Annotated in this window: 14 protein-coding genes; 9 read left to right on the top strand and 5 right to left on the bottom strand. The window is 65.0% G+C overall.

Annotated features, from left to right (window positions below):
* Positions 1-5 precede the first annotated feature (5 nt).
* The 5 genes from D9M09_RS23135 to D9M09_RS23110 all read left to right on the top strand — a co-directional run bounded on the left by D9M09_RS23135 (position 6) and on the right by D9M09_RS23110 (position 6,204).
* Complete coding sequence (locus D9M09_RS23135; protein WP_121670481.1) at positions 6-1,421, top strand: bifunctional enoyl-CoA hydratase/phosphate acetyltransferase; 1,416 nt, start codon at positions 6-8, stop codon at positions 1,419-1,421.
* Positions 1,418-2,635 carry an acetate/propionate family kinase gene (locus tag D9M09_RS23130; protein ID WP_121670480.1) on the top strand — a complete coding sequence of 406 codons (1,218 nt, stop codon included), beginning with the start codon at positions 1,418-1,420 and terminating at the stop codon, positions 2,633-2,635. Before D9M09_RS23135 ends, D9M09_RS23130 begins: the two co-directional genes overlap by 4 nt.
* 215 nt (positions 2,636-2,850) lie before the next feature.
* The gene (locus D9M09_RS23125; protein ID WP_070224288.1) at positions 2,851-3,327 is read left to right on the top strand and encodes a hypothetical protein; all 477 of its coding nucleotides are present in this window, start codon (positions 2,851-2,853) and stop codon (positions 3,325-3,327) included.
* Positions 3,328-3,491: 164 nt separating this feature from the next.
* Positions 3,492-5,822: a M43 family zinc metalloprotease gene (locus tag D9M09_RS23115; RefSeq protein ID WP_205602293.1), complete on the top strand. Its 2,331-nt coding sequence runs from the start codon at positions 3,492-3,494 to the stop codon at positions 5,820-5,822.
* Positions 5,823-5,856: 34 nt separating this feature from the next.
* The gene (locus D9M09_RS23110) at positions 5,857-6,204 is read left to right on the top strand and encodes a hypothetical protein (RefSeq protein WP_162995778.1); all 348 of its coding nucleotides are present in this window, start codon (positions 5,857-5,859) and stop codon (positions 6,202-6,204) included.
* Here the strand turns inward: D9M09_RS23110 and D9M09_RS23105 are convergent.
* From D9M09_RS23105 to D9M09_RS23085, 5 genes are all read right to left on the bottom strand, one after another.
* Positions 6,201-6,389 (bottom strand): helix-turn-helix domain-containing protein, encoded by a 189-nt coding sequence (locus D9M09_RS23105; RefSeq protein ID WP_121670477.1) that lies wholly within the window; start codon positions 6,387-6,389, stop codon positions 6,201-6,203. The two genes, D9M09_RS23110 and D9M09_RS23105, sit on opposite strands and share 4 nt — an antisense overlap.
* 184 nt (positions 6,390-6,573) lie before the next feature.
* Positions 6,574-8,928: a DNA topoisomerase IV subunit A gene (gene parC, locus D9M09_RS23100; protein ID WP_121670476.1), complete on the bottom strand. Its 2,355-nt coding sequence runs from the start codon at positions 8,926-8,928 to the stop codon at positions 6,574-6,576.
* 48 nt (positions 8,929-8,976) lie between these two features.
* On the bottom strand, positions 8,977-10,788 hold the full coding sequence (locus D9M09_RS23095; RefSeq protein WP_121670475.1) for a J domain-containing protein: 1,812 nt from the start codon (positions 10,786-10,788) through the stop codon (positions 8,977-8,979).
* Between the two features lie 12 nt (positions 10,789-10,800).
* Positions 10,801-12,510 (bottom strand): molecular chaperone HscC, encoded by a 1,710-nt coding sequence (locus tag D9M09_RS23090; protein WP_070288625.1) that lies wholly within the window; start codon positions 12,508-12,510, stop codon positions 10,801-10,803.
* Positions 12,510-14,507 carry a DNA topoisomerase IV subunit B gene (locus D9M09_RS23085; protein ID WP_121670474.1) on the bottom strand — a complete coding sequence of 666 codons (1,998 nt, stop codon included), beginning with the start codon at positions 14,505-14,507 and terminating at the stop codon, positions 12,510-12,512. The genes D9M09_RS23090 and D9M09_RS23085 overlap by 1 nt, the downstream gene beginning before the upstream one ends.
* 463 nt (positions 14,508-14,970) lie before the next feature.
* Between D9M09_RS23085 and kdpF the strand changes: the two genes are divergently transcribed.
* Genes kdpF through kdpC form a run of 4 tightly spaced genes read left to right on the top strand, consistent with a single transcriptional unit; the run spans position 14,971 to position 19,539 of the window.
* Positions 14,971-15,060, top strand: coding sequence for a K(+)-transporting ATPase subunit F (kdpF, locus tag D9M09_RS23080; protein WP_034746483.1), 90 nt, complete (start codon positions 14,971-14,973; stop codon positions 15,058-15,060).
* A complete protein-coding gene (gene kdpA / locus D9M09_RS23075; protein WP_121670473.1) occupies positions 15,060-16,865 on the top strand; it encodes a potassium-transporting ATPase subunit KdpA in 1,806 nt (601 codons plus the stop codon). The genes kdpF and kdpA overlap by 1 nt, the downstream gene beginning before the upstream one ends.
* Before the next feature lie 9 nt (positions 16,866-16,874).
* Positions 16,875-18,953, top strand: coding sequence for a potassium-transporting ATPase subunit KdpB (gene kdpB / locus D9M09_RS23070; RefSeq protein ID WP_121670472.1), 2,079 nt, complete (start codon positions 16,875-16,877; stop codon positions 18,951-18,953).
* A 10-nt stretch (positions 18,954-18,963) separates the two neighbouring features.
* Entirely contained in the window at positions 18,964-19,539 is a 576-nt protein-coding gene (kdpC, locus tag D9M09_RS23065) for a potassium-transporting ATPase subunit KdpC (protein ID WP_070288621.1), read from the top strand.
* Positions 19,540-19,761 lie beyond the last annotated feature (222 nt).

Below are 19,761 nucleotides of genomic sequence, written 5' to 3'. Positions count from 1 at the left end.
CCACGATGACTACTACCCAAGACGATGATCTGCATATCGTGCGTAACCGCACCTTCGACCAGATCGCCATCGGCGATACCGCCAGCATCACGCGCACCCTGAGCATGGACGATATCGCCCTGTTCGCAGTGATGTCGGGCGATGACAACCCGCAGCACCTCGATACGGAATTTGCCGCCGCCACCCGTTACCAGGGCGTGATCGCGCACGGCATGTGGGGCGCTTCCCTCATATCCGCCGTGCTGGGCACGCGCCTGCCCGGCGCCGGCACCGTCTACACGGGCCAGACCCTGCGTTTTTTGCAACCCGTGCGCGTGGGCGATACCTTGGCCATCAGCGTTACCGTCACGGCGCGCGAGCCGCGCAGCCGCCACGTGACCCTGGCTTGCCGCTGCGTCAACCAGCATGGCGCCGTGGTGCTCGACGGCGAGGCGCAGGTGATCGCGCCGGCCGAGCAGATCGAGCGGGCGCGCGCCACCTTGCCCGAAGTGCGCCTGCATAACGGCGACGGCACGCGGCGCCTGCTCGAGCACGCACGTACGCTGGGGCCGATCCGGGTCGCCGTGATCCACCCCTGCGATGAACTGAGTCTGTCTGGCGCGCTGGACGCGCATGCGGCCGGCCTGATCACGCCCGTGCTGGTGGCGCCGCGCGCGCGCCTGGAAGCGGTGGCGCTGGAGGCGGGCCTGAGCCTGGCCGGCATCGCCATCGAGGACGTCGAGCATAGCCATGCTGCCGCCGCGCGCGGCGCCGAACTGGCGGGCAAGGGCGAAGTCGAGGCGCTGATGAAGGGCAGCCTGCATACGGACGAACTGATGTCGGCCGTGCTGTCGGCCAGCGCCGGCCTGCGCACCAAGCGCCGCATCAGCCACTGCTTCCTGATGCAGACGCCCGCCTATCCGCGCCCTTTCATCATCACGGATGCCGCCATCAATATCGCGCCCAACCTGGCCATGAAGGCCGACATCGTGCGCAACGCCATCGACCTGGCGCACGTGATCGGCGTGGCCTGCCCGCGCGTGGCCATCCTGGCCGCCGTGGAAACGGTGAACGCGGACATGCCGGCGACTTTGGACGCGGCCGCCCTGTGCAAGATGGCCGACCGCGGACAGATCACGGGCGCGATCCTCGACGGCCCGCTGGCTTTTGATAACGCCGTGTCGATCGCCGCCGCCACCGTCAAGGGCATCGTCTCGGAAGTGGCGGGCCGCGCCGACATCCTGCTGGTGCCAGACCTGGAAAGCGGCAACATGCTCGCCAAGCAGCTCGAGTACATGGGCGACGCGGACAGCGCCGGCATCGTGCTGGGCGCGAAGATCCCCGTCATCCTCACCAGCCGCGCCGATTCGCGCGCCAGCCGCATCGCCTCGTGCGCCATCGCCGTGATGCTGGCTAACCATTACCGGAGCACGCCGCCATGAACGCGCCAATCACCCACGCCGACGGTGCCTTGATCCTGGTGCTCAATTGCGGCTCGTCGAGCATCAAGTTCGCCCTGTTCGAACAGGCGGACGGCGTGCTGCCGCAGCAGGCGCAATGGAGCGGCAAGGTCGAAGGCATCGGCCGCGAAAGCGCCACCTACCGCGCCGGCGGCCTGCCGGCGGTCGCCTTGCGACTGGACCCGGAGCAGCCGCATCACGCGGCGCTCGAATACATCCGCGCGCAAGTGGTGGCGCAGCTGGACGGGCGTGCGCTGCGCGCCGTGGCGCACCGCGTGGTGCATGGCGGCAGCAAGTACTTCGCCCCCGTGCGCATCGATTTCAAGGTATTGGCGGACCTGAAAAGCTATGTGCCGCTGGCGCCCCTGCACCAGCCGTTCGCGCTCGAGGCGATCGAGGTGCTGCTCACATCGCGGCCCGACATCGCCCAGGTGGCGTGCTTCGACACGGCCTTCCACCACACGGTGCCGCAGGTCGAGCAGATGCTGGCCCTGCCTTACGATGCGTGGGAGCGGGGCTTGCGCCGCTATGGTTTCCACGGCCTGTCCTACGAATACCAGTCGCTGGTGCTGGAACAGCGTTTCGGCCCTGTCGCGCGCGGCAAGGTCATCGTGGCCCACCTGGGCAGCGGCGCCAGCCTGTGCGCCATGGACAATTTGCACAGCGTGGCCACCACCATGGGCTTTTCCGCGCTCGACGGCCTGATGATGGGCACGCGCTGCGGTTCGCTCGATCCTGGCGCCGTGATCTACCTGATGGAAATCGAAAAGCTGTCGCTGGAAAAAGTGGCGCATGTGCTGTACCACGAGTCGGGCTTGCTGGGCGTGTCCGGCGTGTCGGCCGACCCGCCGGTCTTGCTGGCGCAGCAGGACCGGCAGGATGCGACGGGCGAACGCATCCGCGCCGCGCTGGCTTTATATATCCGCCGCATCGTGCGCGAGATCGGCGCCCTGACGGCCGTGCTGGGGGGACTGGACATGCTGGTGTTTACGGCCGGTATCGGCGAACACAGCGCCGAATTGCGCCAGCGCATCTGCGCCGAGCTCGGTTTTATCGGCCCCGTGCTCGATGCGCAGGCCAATGCGCGCAACGCCAGCCGTATCTCCACCGACGCCAGCCGCATCGTGGTGGGCGTGGAGCCGGCCAACGAGGAGTGGGTGGCGGCGCGCCACGCGGCGCTGGCCGTGGGCGCATGAGGATCTGAAGCGTCAGGCCGCGCTCGATGGGAAATTTGCCGATTTGCATATATTTCTCGTTGAGTGCGCTACCGCACTGTGTGGTTTGCCAGTTATCTTTACTATGAAGTCATGCCATTGCGCTACATCAAGAAACAGCGCGATGCCTGGCAAATTTTGAACATTTTGCCCGCCTTTAGTAAGAATAAAATTAAACCATATTGAAAGGTCTCATCATGAACAAATTACTCGCCGCACTGATCGCTACCCTGTTTGCTACCGCCGCCTTCGCTCAAACCGCGCCGGCCACGGAAGCTGTCGTGAAAGCCCAGGCTTCCGCGCAAAAAGACGTCAACAAGGCTGCCGCTTCGGAAGCCAAAGTCGATGCCAAGGCTGACGCCAATGTCGCCAAGGCCGAGATGAAGGCTGACGAAAAGAAAGCTGACGCCCATCACAAGGCGAACAAAACCAAAGCCAAGGCCCATGACAAAGTCGTCAACGCCGATGCGGAAGACAAGCTGAAAGCGGAAGCCAAGGCAGACAAAACCGATGCCAAGGCCGATGCGAAAGCCACCAAGGCTGCCGTAAAAGCGAACGCCAAGGTCGCCAAGGAAAAAGTGGAAGCGAATGCCGACAAAGCCCTCGCCGCCACCAAGACGGAAGAAGCCAAAGCCAAAGCCGACGCTGAAGTCAAGGCCGCCGCCGCCAAGTAATTCCCCGTTTGCGGGCCACGGCCCGCAAGCCAAAAAGACAGCTTCGGCTGTCTTTTTTTTCGTCTGCCACTTTTTTCGGGCACCGCTTGCCAGTCTTGATCTGGCACAAATGCTCCTCTTTTCGCCGTGCCATAGTGAATTGGCAAACAGACGAAGGAGGCACCATGAGCACCGCTAAAACGAAAAAATTACCGGCCACCGGTTCGGCCGAAGGCGCGCCGGCCATGCAGTCCATGCAGTCCATGCCGGTCGAGGGCGACGTGCATGCCGGTACTGATGCGGCGGGCGCCGACGCCATGCCGGGGCCGCGCCTGGGTATGTCGTACGCGGACCAGGCGGCGCTCGCGCAGGGCGCGGCCGCGGCGAACGGCGGCGACATGCCGGGCGGCGGCATGCAGCAGGCATCGCAGGGCATGGCCGGCGCCAGTTGCATGCACGTGGGCGATGGCGGCGGCATGGGGGGCGACCGCGATGGCGGGGGCGGTGGAGGCGGCATGGGCGGCGACGGCGGCGGCCAGGGCGGCAGTACGCCGCAGGTGCGCACCTGCGCCACGATGGACGTGCATCGCCGCCTGCTGACGGAGGACCCCTCCTATGCGAACATCCGCGCCGATATTGAAAACCAGGCTGGCATGTACGAGGGCGCCGGCAGCAGCGCCGGACGTTCCGGCGTGACGCAGATACCGGTGGTCGTGCACGTGGTGTGGAATACGGCCGCGCAGAATATTTCGGATGCGCAGATCGCCAGTCAGATCGACGTACTGAACCGTGATTTCCGGCGCGTCAATCCCGATGTGAACAGCACGCCGGCGCCGTTCCTGCCGCTGACGGCCGATGCGCGCGTGGAGTTCGCGCTGGCCACCATCGATCCGCATGGCGCGGCCACCAGCGGCATCGAGCGGCGCCAGACGACCGTGGCCTCGTTTGGCGCCGACGATGCCGTCAAATCGCAGGCGACGGGCGGCATGGATGCCTGGCCGGCCGACAGCTACCTGAATATCTGGGTGTGCCAGCTGGGCGGCGGCTTGCTCGGCTACGCGCAATTTCCCGGCGGCCCGGCCGCCACCGACGGCGTGGTGATCCTGCAATCGGCCTTCGGCACGACGGGAACGGCGGCGCCGCCGTTCCACCTGGGGCGCACGGCCACGCATGAAATCGGCCACTGGCTTAACCTGAACCATATCTGGGGCGACGACGGCACCGGCTGCTCGGGCACGGACAACGTGGCCGACACGCCGAACCAGGGCGGACCGAACACGGGCCAGCCTTCGTTCCCCCACATTTCCTGCAGCAACGGGCCGAATGGCGACATGTTCATGAACTACATGGATTACGTCGACGATCCCGCCATGTTCATGTTCACGGCGGGCCAGGTGGCGCGCATGCAGGCCTGTCTCGACGGTCCGCGCGCCAGCATCGGCACGGGGACGGGTGGCACGGGCGCCACGCCGCGCCAGAGTTCCTCACCCGTCGTGGCCTGGGGCGCGAACCGCCTCGACGTCTTCGTGCTGGGCACCGATCGCGCGCTGTACCACAAGGCCTGGAACGGCACGGCCTGGGCGCCGTCCGTCACCGGCTATGAAGGGCAGGGCGGCATTTGCACCAGTGCGCCGCAGGTGGTGTCGTGGGCGCCGAACCGGCTCGACGTGTTCGTCACGGGCACCGACAGCGGCTTGTTCCACAAATGGTGGAACGGCACGGCCTGGGGCCCGTCCCTGACCGGTTACGAAGCGATGGGCGGGCTGTGCGTGGGCGACCCGCGCGCCGTGGCCTGGGGGCCGAACCGCCTCGACGTGTTTGTCGTCGGCACGGACCGCGGCCTGTATCACAAGTGGTGGAACGGGGCCGCCTGGGGGCCGTCGCTGACCGGCTACGAAGCCATGGGCGGCATCTGCCTGGGTCAGCCGGAAGCCGTGGCGTGGGGGCCGAACCGCCTCGACGTCTTCGTCATCGGCACGGACCGGGCGCTGTACCACAAGTGGTGGGACGGCACGGCCTGGGGACCGTCGCTGACGGGCTACGAGCGCCTGGGCGGCATTTGCACCTCGTCGCCGAAGGCGGTGGCGTGGGGACCGAACCGGCTCGACGTCTTTGTTACGGGCACCGATGGCGCGCTGTACCACAAGTGGTGGGACGGCGCGAAATGGGGGCCTTCCAACGACGGCTTCGAACGGCTGGGCGGCATTTGCGTGGGCGAGGTGGAAGCCGTGTCGTGGGCGCCCAACCGGCTCGACCTGTTCGTCATCGGCACCGATAGCGCCCTGTACCACAAGGCGTGGAACGGCAGCGCCTGGACGCCGTCGCTGACGGGCTTTGAAAGCCTGGGCGGCGTGTGCACTTCGCGCCCGCGCGCCACGGCCTGGGCGGCGAACCGCCTCGACGTGTTTGTCACGGGCACGAATGGCGCCCTGTTCCACAAGGCCTGGAACGGTACGGCCTGGTCGCCTTCCGTGAGCGGCTATGAAAGCCTGGGCGGCGTGGTATCGTGTTTCTGACGTCAATGCGTCAATGCGTGAAACGGGAGGCGGCATGCACGGTATGACAACGGCTTTGCCCAGCGGCAACTGGACGCATTCCTTCGAGGAGGATGCAGACGGTATCGAGGTGTACCGGCCCACGGCCACCTTCGCCTTTCCTCCCAGCCGCAAGGGACGCAAGGTGCTGGAGTTTGGCCCGTCCGCCGGCGCCATGGCGCAAGGGGCGGCGACATTGACGTCCATGGCGCCCGGCCCCGACGACCGTCCCCGCGCCGGCCCCGTTACCCGGCTGGTGCCCCTGGGCATGGGCCGCTATGCCCTGAGTGATGCTGGCGGGGCGCAGGACGTGATCGACATCGTCGAAGCGACGCCCGACGTGCTGCGCCTGGCGCGGCGTTAAGGCTGGCCGCGCAACTTGTGCGCGAGCGCCGTGCGGTTGCCCACGCCCAGTTTCTGGTAAATCGCATGCAGCTGGTTGCGCACGGTGGCCGGCGACTTGCCCAGTTCCCTGGCGATGCTTTTATACGGCAAGCCTTCGGCCGCCTTGGCCGCCACCAGCCGTTCTGCCGGCGTCAGGCGCTGCATGGCAGCCTGCCTGAAACGTTGTGTGTCATCCTTGCTCTCCTGTCCGTAAGCGGCATGCCGGTGGCATGCCTGCAGGGATAACGGGAGCACGGCGCCTATCTGTAAAATTATTTTCTCTGCTGCCAGATGCGATGAACGAAAAAAAAGACAGGCGTACCTGTCTTTTTGTGTGGCTGGGTGGCGCTCAGCCGATGGCTGCCATCGAGACAGGCTTCAGCTTGGCCGCCAGCGCCTTGCCCTTCTTGGCGCGCTTGCCGAAGTGCTCGGCCAGGGCCGTGGCGCCCAGCGACGCATCCTGCGGTTTCGAGGCCCGGCCGATGCCCGAGACCACCACGCCGCGCTGCGTGATCGGCTGCACGGCCAGCAGCTTGTCCTTGGCATCGAGGTCGATCAGCTTGACGCCGGTGCCGCCCTTGGACAGGGTTTTCATTTCATCGAGGCCGAACACCAGCAGGCGCGCGCCTTCCGTCAAACAGGCCAGGGCGCTGGCTGCCTCGGGGATGACTTTCGGCGCCAAAGGCACGTCGCCATCGTCCAGGGTGATGAATGCCTTGCCGCCTTTCAGGCGGCTCGTCATGTCGCCCGCCTTGGCGATGAAGCCGTAGCCGGCGCTCGACGCCAGCAGCAAATTGGTGGCGCCATGGCCCGCAAAGTAGTGCAGGATGCGCACGGCGTTGCCCGGCGTGCCGCCGCTCAGGTCGCACAAGGTCGTGATCGGCACGCCGTCGCCGCGCGCGTTGGGCAGCGCCGAGACGGGCACCGAGTAGATCTTGCCGTTGTTGCCAAAGCCCAGCAGGGTGTCGACCGTGCGGCACTCGAAGGCGCCATGCAGGCTGTCGCCCGCCTTGAACGTGAACTGCGCCGCATCGTGGCCGATGCCGGTACGCGCGCGCACCCAGCCTTTTTCCGAGATGATGACGGTGACCGGCTCATCGACCACCTTCTGTTCGGCCACGGCTTTCTGCGCTTCCTCGATCAGGGTACGGCGCGCGTCGCCGAACTGCTTGGCGTCCGCTTCGATCTCGCGGATGATGGCGCGCTTCATCGAGCCCGGGTTGTCGAGCAGGTCCTGCAGCGACTTTTCTTCCTTGCGCAGCTCGGCCAGTTCCTGCTGGATCTTGATCGTTTCCAGGCGCGCCAGCTGGCGCAAACGGATTTCCAGGATATCGTCGGCCTGGCGCTCGGACAGCTTGAACGCCTCGATCAGGGCCGCTTTCGGCTCATCCGAATTGCGGATGATCTGGATCACCTTGTCGATATTGAGCAGGATCGCTTCGCGTCCTTCCAGGATATGGATGCGGTCCTTGACCTTGCCCAGTTTGTAGCCGGTGCGGCGCGTGACGGTTTCGAAGCGGAAATCGATCCACTCGCGCAGGATGTCGCCCAGGCCTTTCTGGCGCGGACGACCATCGCCGCCTATCATCACCAGGTTGATTGAGGTCGACGATTCCAGCGACGTATGCGCCAGCAGCATCAGCATGAATTCCGTCTGGTCCTGGTTTTTCGACTTCGGCTCGAACACGAGGCGCACGGGCGCGGCGCGGCCCGATTCGTCGCGGATGGTGTCGAGCGAATTGAGGATCAGCGCCTTCAGGGCCACCTGGTCCGGCGACAGCGCCTTCTTGCCCAGCTTGATCTTCGGATTGGTCAGTTCCTCGATTTCTTCCAGCACCTTTTGCGAGGAGGTGCCCGGCGGCAGTTCCGTCACGACGGCTTGCCACTGGCCGCGCGCCAGTTCCTCGATCTTCCAGCGCGCGCGCACCTTCATGCTGCCGCGGCCGCTCGCGTACATGTCGGCGATCTGCGAGGGCGGCGTGATGATCTGGCCGCCGCCGGGGAAGTCGGGGCCGGGCATGATGGCCATCAGCTCGGCGTGCGTCATCTTCGGATCGCGGATCATGGCGACGGCCGCTTTCGCCACTTCGGCCAGGTTGTGCGACGGGATTTCCGTCGCCAGGCCCACGGCGATGCCGGAGGCGCCATTGAGCAGCACCATCGGCAGGCGCGCCGGCAGCAGCTTCGGTTCTTCCGTCGAACCGTCGTAGTTGGGCTGGAAGTCCACCGTACCCATGCCGATTTCATCCATCAGCAGCTTGGCGATCGGCGTCAGACGCGCTTCCGTGTAACGCATGGCCGCGGCGCCGTCGCCGTCGCGCGAGCCGAAGTTGCCCTGGCCGTCGATCAGCGGGTAGCGCAGGGAGAAATCCTGCGCCATGCGCACCAGCGCGTCGTACACGGACTGGTCGCCGTGCGGATGCAATTTACCCAGCACGTCGCCGACCACGGCCGCCGATTTGCGCGGCTTCGCCGTGGAATTCAAGCCCAGCTCATTCATCGCATACAGGATGCGGCGCTGCACGGGCTTCTGGCCGTCGCACACGTCGGGCAGGGCGCGGCCCTTGACGACGGAAATGGCGTAATCGAGATAGGCGCGCTCGGCAAAGGTGGACAGGGTCAGCGCTTCGCCGTCGAATACCGGTTCATCCGGCTCGATCGGCTCAGGCTGGGCATCGTCAAATAAATTGGTTTGTGTGGACATGGCGCTTGTTTCGGTGTTAAGTGGTTGCGGTTGAATTCATGGGGGCGATTATGACAGCCCGGATTTGGAAAAGGATTTGCCGTAGGTCTTGTAGATGTAGCACATGGTGAAATACAGCACGGCCAGGGCCAGCTCCACGCTGTTGTGCATCATCTGCATGGCGCGGATGGCCGGGGCCTGGCCGGCCAGCACGACGCTGGCGAGGGACGGCACCAGCACCACCGGCCAGATCGTCTTCCATTTGAAATCGGTGGGGGAAAACAGCAGGCCGGCGCACGACCAGGCATACAGCGCGGCGCCCACGAGGGCGGCCGGCAGCAATTGCAAATACAGTTGCAACAGCAAGCCCGCACAGCCGATCAGCCATGCCGCGCGCAGGCGGGGCAAAAGCGCCTCCGGCCAGCCGCAATCGCCATACAGGCCGGTGGCGCTGCGCAGGGCCAGCGCAGCCAGGCAAAACATCATCGGCATGGCGTCGCCGATGGCCAGCGCCGACTGGCCCTTGCCGCTCATGAACATGGCGGCGAACAGCGACATGCCCAGAACCAGGAGCAGCAGCATGCCATGTAGCAGCTGGCGGTTCATCGCATACGCGAGCAGGGCCGACGCGCACAAGCCGGCCGCGGTGACGAGGCGCACGGTGTCGCTGCGTTCGGGCAGGAACAGCATCAGCGTCAGCAGCAGATAGGGCGCGATCCAGCCCAGCTGCCGCAAGCCGGGCCGCTGCCACAGCACGGGCAGGCGGTCCTGCAGCGCTTCCTGCAGCGAATCCAGGCGCGCGAACAAGGGCGCCGGCCAGCGCAAGGCATGCATGGCCAGCAGAGTAAAGGCCAGCGCCTGGAAACCGAGCAGGCTGGCATAGGCGGCCGCGTCGCCGAGCTTGAAGCCGGCCGCATCGAGCACGCCCGCGAGCATGAAGTGCAGCACGAAGCCCAGGCCGCCCGACGCGAGCGCCGTCTGCTTGAAGTAGCGTTTGCCATGCACGGCGTGTTCCCACTGCTCGAACAGGTCCGTATCGAGCTTGTAGGCCAGCATCTCGCCATGCTGCCAGCGTATCGCGTGCAGCAGTTCGCGCAGCTGCAGCGTGAATTTTTGGTCGAACAGCTGGCGCGCATAGGCGCTTGGTGCCTGCTGCGACATGATGCAGTCCAGGCCGGGGTAGCTGTCGCGGTTGTCGCTGAAATGGGCGAACGAGCGGTCCGCCCGGTAGCGCTGCACGGCGCTGCGCACCAGGTCCGCATGGCTGCGCGCCAGATAGGAAAAGTCGTGGTCCCAGCCCAGCTGCTCGAACAGGGCGTGGCGCAGCGCCAGGTCATAGCCGGCGCTGGCGCAATAGCGCAGCGCGCACAGCTCGAATTCCTCGCGCACGTCGAGGTTCAGCATGGCCTCGTCCTGCAGCATGCGGGCCAGCGCGTCGCCCGCATCCGCGTGCCGCATCCATGCCAGGCAGCCTTGCCACAGATTGGCCGCTTCCTGCGCCGGATCGGTGGCGAGCACGCCCCATAGTTCCGGCGGCGGTGCCTGGTCCTGGGCGATGACGCCCCACAGTTCCGCAGGTGCCTGCTGCGCGGGCTCGTCGATGACGCCCCACAGGTCGGCCGGTTCCATGGGCGGCGCTTCTGGCGCTTGCGCCGCTGCCGTTTCGGCTTCGGCCGCTTGCGCTTCCGGCAGTTCATCAGCAAACAGGTGCGCATGGCGCAGTGCGTATTCATACGCTTCGCGCAGCTCCTGGAAGGCGGCAGGATCGTCTTCGGGCCGCGTCACCTTCAGGCGCTTCGCATACGCGCGCTTGAGGGCGCGCTCGTCGCCGGTCGGCTCCGTGCCGAGGATATCCCACAGGCTGCGCTGGCCGTTGTGCATGCCACCGTCCATTTACAGGAAGCTCTCGCTCTCGACCTGGCGCAGCACCTCGTCGAGCGCCTGGCGCGCCTTGCGGATGGTGGCCGGGTCCTGCGTTTCCAGCGCGGCCTGGAAGTTGGCCGTGTGCGCCGCCAGGTACTGGCGCACGTCGCCCAGCGACTGTTCATACAGCCGGTCGGCGCGCGTGACGAGGGTGCGGTTTTCCATCTGCTCGCGCGGGTGGATCTTCAGGTCGGCCAGTTCCGCAAAGCGCTGCTCGATCTGTTCCGGCGTCATCACGCCCGCGTTGTCGCTGATGATCATCTTGTGGCGTTCCTGCGTGGCCAGCACCGTCACTTCCGCTTCCAGCACGCCGCTGACGTCGTAGGTGAAGCGCACGTCGATGCCGATCTCGCCCGCCTTTTTGGCGGGGATCGGGAAGCTGATCTTGCCCAGGAAGACGTTGTCGGCCACCAGGCGCGACTCGCCCTGGAAGATCGCCACGTTGATTTCCTTCTGGTTGTCGTGGATGGTGGTGATGTTTTCCGTGCGCGAGACGGGCACCACGGAGTTGCGCTCGATGATGGGCAGGTAATGGCCGCCCTCATACTGGTTCGCGCCGACCTGGCGCGAAATCGAAATGCCCAGCGAATACGGCGCCACGTCCGTCATGACCACTTCGTCGAGGGCCGCGTCGCGCATCTTCAGGCCCGCCTGCACGGCGGCGCCCAGCGCCACGGCTTCGTCCGGGTCCAGGTGGATGGCGGGGAAGCGGCCGAACATGCGCGAGACAAGTTTACGTACCAGCGGCATGCGCGTGGCGCCGCCGGCCAGCACCACTTCATTCAATTCCGCCGCGCGGATGGTGGCGTCGCGCAGCGCCCGTTCCACGGGCAGGCGCAAACGGGCCAGCAGCGGCTCGCACAATTGCGCCAGCTTGTCTTCGCCGATCTCCCAGCTGTATTCCTTGTCCTGGTAGCGCGTGGCCATGCGCACGGACGGCTGGTCCGACAGCAATCGCTTGACGCGCTCGGCTTCGTCGCGCAGCAGCTGCTGCTGGCGCGGGTCGAGCAGGCGGCTGCCGACGGCGTCGCGCAGGCCGCTGCCTTCCATGAAAGCGTCGACCAGCACGGTGACGAAGTCTTCGCCGCCCAAAAAATTGTCGCCGGCCGAGGCGCGCACTTCCATCACGCCTTCGAACAGTTCCAGGATCGACACGTCGAACGTGCCGCCGCCCAGGTCGAAGACGAGAAATTTGCTTTCCTGTTCCTTGTCGCGGATGCCGTAGGCCAGCGCGGCGGCCGTCGGCTCGTTGAGCAGGCGCTCCACGCGCAGGCCCGCCAGCTGGCCGGCGATGCGCGTGGCCTTGCGCTGCGCATCGCTGAAATACGCGGGCACGGTGATGATGGCTTCCTCGACCTTGTGGCCCAGGAAGGCTTCGGCATCTTCCTTCAGCGCGCGCAGCACCATCGACGACAGTTCTTCCGGGCGGAATTGCTGCGTGCCGAGGGTGATCTTCTTTTCGCTGCCCATGTAGCGCTTGAAGACGGCCGCCGTCAGCTGCGGGTGCGTCTGCAGCCGTTCGCGCGCGGCGCGGCCCACCAGCACGGTGCCGTCGTCGTCGATGCTCACGCACGACGGCGTCAGGTGTTCACCGAGCGCATTCGGGATGATGGAAGCCTTGCCGTCGCGCCATATGGCGACCAGGCTGTTGGTGGTGCCCAGGTCGATGCCGATGATCATCAGATATCCGCCTCCGCCTCATTGCCGTGTTCCTCGATCCAGGCGCGGCGTCCGGCCGCTTCGCCCTTGCCCATCAACATATTGAAGCGCGAGGCCGAGGCCATGTGGTCGACTTCGCCGAGCGTGACGGGCAGCAGGCGGCGCGTGTCCGGGTTCATCGTCGTTTCCCACAGCTGCTCGGCGTTCATTTCGCCCAGGCCCTTGAAGCGCGAGATCGACCAGGCGCCCTGTTTCACGCCTTCCTTGCGCAGCTTGTCCTCGATGGCGAGCAGTTCGCCGTCGTCGAGCGCATAGATTTTCTGCATCGGCTTCTTGCCTCGCGCCGGCGCGTCCACGCGGTACAAAGGCGGACGGGCGATGCAGATGTGGCCCTTGTTGATCAGGGCCGGGAAGTGCTTGAAGAACAGGGTCAGCAGCAGTACCTGGATGTGCGAGCCGTCCACGTCCGCATCCGACAGGATGCAGATCTTCCCGTAGCGCAGGCCCGACAGGTCGGGCGAGTCGCCCACGCTGTGCGGATCGACGCCGATGGCGACCGCAATGTCGTGGATCTCGTTATTGGCGAACAGGCGGTCGCGGTCCGTTTCCCACGAGTTCAGGACCTTGCCGCGCAGGGGCAGGATCGCCTGGAATTCCTTGTCGCGGCCCATCTTGGCCGAACCGCCCGCCGAGTCGCCCTCGACGAGGAACAGTTCATTGCGCGCGATGTCCGACGATTCGCAGTCGGTCAGCTTGCCGGGCAACACGGCCACGCCCGAGGATTTTTTCTTTTCCACTTTTTGCAGCGAACGCTGGCGCGACTGCGCCTGCTTGATCACGAGCTCGGCCAGCTTCTTGCCATAGTCGACGTGCTGGTTCAGCCACAGTTCCAGCGGCGGCTTGGTGAAGGTCGACACGAGGCGCACGGCGTCGCGCGAGTTCAGGCGTTCCTTGATCTGGCCCTGGAATTGCGGGTCCAGCACCTTGGCCGACAGCACGAACGATGCGCGCGCGAACACGTCTTCCGGCAGCAGTTTCACGCCTTTGGGCAGCAGCGAGTGCATCTCGACGAAGTTTTTCACGGCGCCGAACAGGCCGTCGCGCAAGCCCGATTCGTGCGTGCCGCCATTCGAGGTGGGAATCAGGTTGACATACGATTCGCGCACGATGGCGCCTTCTTCCGTCCACGCCACCACCCACGCCGCGCCTTCGCCTTCGGCAAAGCCTTCCGAGTCCGGGCCCGCGTATTGCGCGCCTTCGAACAGGGGAATCAGGGTTTCGCCATTCGATACCTGCGCCAGCGTTTCGGTCAGGTAGCCGCGCAAGCCTTCCGCGTACTGCCAGGTCTGCGTATCGCCCGTCTTCGCGTTGGTCAGCGTGACGGTCACGCCCGGCAGCAGCACGGCTTTCGAGCGCAGCAGGCGTTGCAGTTCCGTTTGCGAGATGTTCGGCGAATCAAAGTATTTTGCATCGGGCCAGGCCGTGACGCGCGTGCCGGATTTCTTGCCGTCGCGCGGGGCGGGGCGGGAACTCAGGGGCTCGATCACGTCGCCGTTGGCAAACACCATGTGGTGCAAGCCGTTGCCGTCGCTTTCCTTGCGCCAGACGGTGATTTCCAGGCGCGTCGACAGCGCATTGGTGACGGATACGCCGACGCCGTGCAAGCCGCCCGAGAACGCGTAGGCGCCGCCCGAACCCTTGTCGAACTTGCCGCCCGCGTGCAGCCGTGTAAACACGATTTCCACCGTCGGCACGCCTTCTTCCGGGTGCAGGCCGACGGGAATGCCGCGGCCATTGTCTTCGACGGTGATGCTGCCATCCGTGTTCTGCGTCACGGCGATATGCGTGCAATGACCGCCCAGCGCCTCGTCGGAGGCATTGTCGATCACTTCCTGAATGATGTGCAGCGGATTTTCAGTGCGGGTGTACATCCCCGGGCGCTGCTTGACGGGTTCCAGTCCTTTCAGGACACGGATGGATGATTCGCTGTAGTCGGATGCTGGTTTTTTAGTGGCCATACGTGTTCAAGCTAAGTAAAGACAGTGGTTGGAACGCCAGGCCAGGGCACTGCGGGGCGCAATGACAGCGGCGGCGATAACTGTATGAATATACAGTATATCCCGTCCAGCGTCACTGGGGGAGGGCAGTGCGGCAGGCTTGGCGTCCTTGTGCGGACGCTCGCGCATTCTATCTTGTCCGGCGAGCAATAGCGCTACTCCAGGGCAACAACGGTGCGCCGCGCGCGTGGTTTTGCGCCAATTGTGATGGATTTTATGCGGTAAAGCCGCCTTTTTTACATCTTGTTTACAGCTGCCTTCCCAGTCTTTACGAATTTTTTAGACCCTTTTGGCTAATCTGCTCACTATCAAAACAAACCTGAATGAGGGTGGGAATGGATCTCGTATATCTCGGCTTGATTGCCGTGTTTTTCGTCCTGGCGGCCGGCTTTGCCGTCGCCTGCGACAAATTAGGGAGCGTCAAATGAACGCGTTTTATGTGCTGGGCGCCGTCGTCTCGGCCGGCCTGCTCGTGTATTTGCTGGTGGCGCTGCTGAAGGCGGAGGAACTGTGATGACGACGCAATCGATACTGTTATTGGTGGCCTTCCTGGCCGTGCTGCTGGCCGCCGGCTATCCGCTGGGTCTGTACATGGCCAGGGTGGCCGGCGATGGCCCCGTTCGCGGCCTGGGCTGGCTGCAAAAACTGGAAAACCTGCTGTACCGCTGGTCGGGCCTGCCCGCCGACAAGGCCATGGGCTGGAAAAGCTATGCCATCGCCCTGATCGTCTTCAATACCGTGGGCGCCGTCTTCGTCTACGGCCTGCAGCGCCTGCAGGGTTTCCTGCCCTTGAATCCCCAGGGCCTGGGCGCCGTCAGCCCCGATTCCTCGTTCAATACCACCGTCAGCTTCGTCGCCAATACCAACTGGCAGGGCTACGGCGGCGAACAGACCATGAGCTATCTGACGCAGATGCTGGGCATGGCCTGCCAGAATTTCTTTTCGGCGGCCACCGGCATCGCCGTGATCTTCGCGCTGGTGCGCGGCTTCGCCTCGCGCTCGGGCAAATCGATCGGCAATTTCTGGGTCGACCTGGTGCGCTCGACCCTGTACATCCTGCTGCCGCTGTCCCTGGCCCTGTCCGTCGTCTTCATGGGCGAAGGCATGATCCAGAATTTTTCCGCCTATAAGGAAGTGACCCTGCTCGATCACGTGGCGTATGAAACGCCGAAGGTGACGGCCGACGGCCAGCCCGTGCTGGACGCCGCCGGCAAACCCGTGATGGAAGCGCAAGTGGCGACGACGCAGACGATCGCCATGGGCCCCGTCGCGTCGCAGGAGTCGATCAAGCTGCTGGGCACGAATGGCGGCGGCTTCTTCAATGCCAATTCCTCGCACCCGTACGAAAACCCCACCGTGCTGTCGAACTTCCTGCAGATGCTGGCCATCTTCATCATTCCCGCCGGCCTGTGCTTTACCTTCGGCCGCATGGTGGGCGACATGCGCCAGGGTTGGGCCGTGCTGGCCGCGATGACCCTGATCTTTGTCGTCATGACGGCCGGCGTGATGAGCGCCGAGCAGCAGGCCAATCCGGCGCTGCAGGCGCTGGGCGTGGACCAGCAGGCCAGCAGCCTGCAATCGGGCGGCAATATGGAAGGCAAGGAAACGCGCTTCGGCATCAGCTCCTCGACCTTGTTCGCGGCGGTGACGACGGCCGCATCGTGCGGCGCCGTCAATTCCATGCACGACTCCTACATGCCCCTGGGCGGCATGGTGCCGCTGCTGCTGATGCAGTTCGGCGAAGTGATCTTCGGCGGCGTGGGCACGGGCCTGTACGGCATGCTGATGTTCGCCATCCTGGCCGTCTTCATCGCCGGCCTGATGATAGGCCGCACGCCTGAATACCTGGGCAAGAAAATCCAGGCCTATGAAATGAAGATGGTGTCGCTGGCCATCCTGATCACGCCCGCCCTCGTGTTGACGGGCACGGCGATCGCCGTGATGGTCGAACCGGGCAAGATCGGCGTGGCCAATCCGGGCGCCCACGGTTTCTCCGAGATCCTGTACGCCTTCACGTCGGCGGCCAACAACAACGGCAGCGCGTTTGCCGGCCTGTCCGCCAACACGCCGTTCTACAACGTGATGCTGGCGATCGCCATGTGGTTCGGCCGCTTCGGCGTGATCGTGCCCGTGCTGGCGGTGGCCGGTTCGCTGGCGGCCAAGCAGCGCCTGTCGGCCAACGCCGGCACCATGCCCACGCACGGCCCCATGTTCATCGGCCTGCTGATCGGCGTCGTCGTGCTCGTCGGCGTGCTCAATTACGTTCCCGCGCTGGCCCTGGGCCCGATCGTCGAACACCTGCAACTTTTCATCAAATAAGAGGCTACCATGTCACGCACAAGCCTGACTTTGTTCGATTCCGCACTGATCGGCCCCGCCGTCGTCGATGCGTTCAAAAAACTCGACCCCCGCACGCAGTGGCGCAGCCCCGTGATGTTCGTCGTCTACGTGGGCAGCATCATCACGACCCTGCTGGCCATCCAGGCCCTGAACGGCCAGGGTGAAGCGCCGTTCGGCTTCATCGTCGCCGTCGCCGTATGGCTGTGGTTTACCGTGCTGTTCGCGAACTTCGCCGAAGCGCTGGCCGAAGGCCGCAGCAAGGCCCAGGCGGCCTCCTTGCGCGCCCTCAAGCAGACGGTGATGGCGAAGAAAATGCAGACGCCGAAGTACGGCACCTCCTGGCTGCCCACGCCGGCGACCGACCTGCGCAAGGGCATGACGGTGCTGGTCGAGGCGGGCGACGTGATTCCCGCTGACGGCGAAGTGACGGCCGGCGTGGCCTCCGTCGACGAAAGCGCCATCACGGGCGAATCGGCGCCCGTCATCCGCGAATCGGGCGGCGACTTTTCCGCCGTCACGGGCGGCACCCGCGTGCTGTCGGACTGGCTGCTGGTGCGCGTTTCCGTCAACCCGGGCGAAGCCTTCATCGATCGCATGATCGCCATGGTCGAAGGCGCCAAGCGCCAGAAGACGCCGAACGAGATCGCCCTGACGATTTTATTGGTGGCCCTGTCGATCGTGTTCCTGATCGTCACCGTGACCCTGCTGCCGTATTCGCTGTTTTCCGTGGCGGCGGCCGGCACTGGCACGCCGGTGACGATCACCGTGCTGATCGCGCTGCTCGTGTGCCTGATCCCGACCACCATTGGCGGCTTGCTGTCCGCCATCGGCGTGGCCGGCATGAGCCGCATGATGCAGGCCAATGTGATCGCCACCTCGGGCCGCGCCGTGGAAGCGGCCGGCGACGTCGACGTGCTGCTGCTCGATAAGACGGGCACCATCACCCTGGGCAACCGCCAGGCGTCGAGCTTCGTGCCGGCGCCCGGCGTGACGGAACAGCAGCTGGCCGATGCGGCGCAGCTGGCTTCGCTGGCCGATGAAACGCCGGAAGGGCGCAGCATCGTCGTGCTGGCCAAGCAGAAATTCAATATCCGCGAACGCGAGATGGCCAGCCTGCACGCCACCTTCGTCCCGTTCACGGCGCAGACGCGCATGAGCGGCGTGGATATCCCGGGCGAACAGCAGGTGCGCCAGTTGCGCAAGGGCGCGGCCGATTCCATGAAAAAGTATGTGGAAGCGCTGGGCCAGCCGTATCCGGCCGAGGTGGGACGCGCCGTCGACGACATCGCGCGCCGCGGCAGCACGCCGCTGGTGGTGGTGGACGACGGCCGCGTCATGGGCGCCGTGGAACTGAAGGATATCGTCAAGGGCGGCATCAAGGAGCGCTTCGCGGAATTGCGCCGCATGGGCATCAAGACCGTCATGATCACGGGCGACAACAAGCTGACGGCGGCCGCGATTGCCGCCGAAGCGGGCGTGGACGATTTCCTCGCCGAAGCGACGCCGGAAGACAAGCTCAAACTGATTCGCAGCTACCAGTCCGAAGGCCGCCTTGTGGCGATGACGGGCGACGGCACCAACGATGCGCCCGCGCTGGCCCAGGCCGACGTGGCCGTGGCCATGAACTCGGGCACGCAGGCGGCGAAGGAGGCGGGCAACATGGTCGACCTCGATTCGAACCCGACCAAGCTGCTGGAAATCGTTGAAATCGGCAAGCAGATGCTGATGACGCGCGGTTCGCTGACGACGTTCTCGATCTCGAACGACATCGCCAAGTACTTCGCCATCATCCCGGCCGCCTTCGTGGGCACCTATCCGCAATTGAAGGCGCTCGACATCATGCATTTGGCCAGCCCCGCCTCGGCCATCATGTCGGCCGTGATCTTCAATGCCCTGATCATCGTCGTGCTCATTCCGCTGGCGCTGAAAGGCGTGCAGTACCGGGCCATCGGCGCGGCCAGCCTGTTGCGCCGCAACCTGCTGATCTACGGCCTGGGCGGGATTATTTTGCCCTTCATCGGGATCAAGCTGATCGACATGCTGCTGTCCGCCCTCAATTTAGTCTAAAGGAACCATCATGAGCACTATCGTCCGTCCCGCCCTGGTCCTGTTTGCCGCGCTGACCGTGATCTGCGGCGTCGTCTATCCGTTTGCCACGGCCGGTATCGGCCAGCTGGCCTTCAACGATGAAGTCAACGGCAGCATCGTCGAGCGTGGGGGCAAGCCCGTCGGCTCGATGCTGATCGGCCAGTCCTTTACCTCGCCCAAGTATTTCTGGGGCCGGCCGTCGGCCACCGCGCCGATGGCCAATAACGGCGCCGGTTCGGGCGGCTCGAACCAGGGGCCGACCAATCCGGCCCTGGTGGACGCCGTCAAGGCGCGCATCGCCGCCCTGCAGGCAGCCGATCCCGGCAACCGCAAGCCGATCCCCGTCGATCTGGTGACGGCGTCGAGCAGCGGCCTGGACCCGGAAATCAGCCTGGCGGGTGCCCTGTACCAGGCGCCCCGCGTGGCCCGCGTGCGCGCCGTGCCGCTGGCGCAGGTGGAAAACGCCATCGCCAAGGTGCAGAAAACCGCGTATATCGGCTTTTTCGGCGAACCGCGCGTAAATGTGCTGGAACTGAATCTGGCGTTGGATGCCATGGCAAAGTAAGCTGGCAAAGGCGTGCAGGTCGATATCGTGCACGGCTTGGCCAATGATGTCGTCGGATGAAGCGCTTGCGCGCTAATCCGACCTACTTGACGCAATGGCAAAATAAGGCGCAGGTCGGCGTAGGTCGGCTTAGCGCAGCGTAAGCCGACATCACCCATAGCCCCAGCCAGGCCAACGATGTTGTCGGATTACGCGCGCCCTTCGGACGCGCTAATCCGACCT

The organism is Janthinobacterium agaricidamnosum, from assembly GCF_003667705.1.
GTDB lineage: Bacteria > Pseudomonadota > Gammaproteobacteria > Burkholderiales > Burkholderiaceae_D > Janthinobacterium.
The sequence above is the reverse complement of the archived record's forward strand: the minus strand, read 5'-3'. Positions and strand labels throughout refer to the sequence as shown.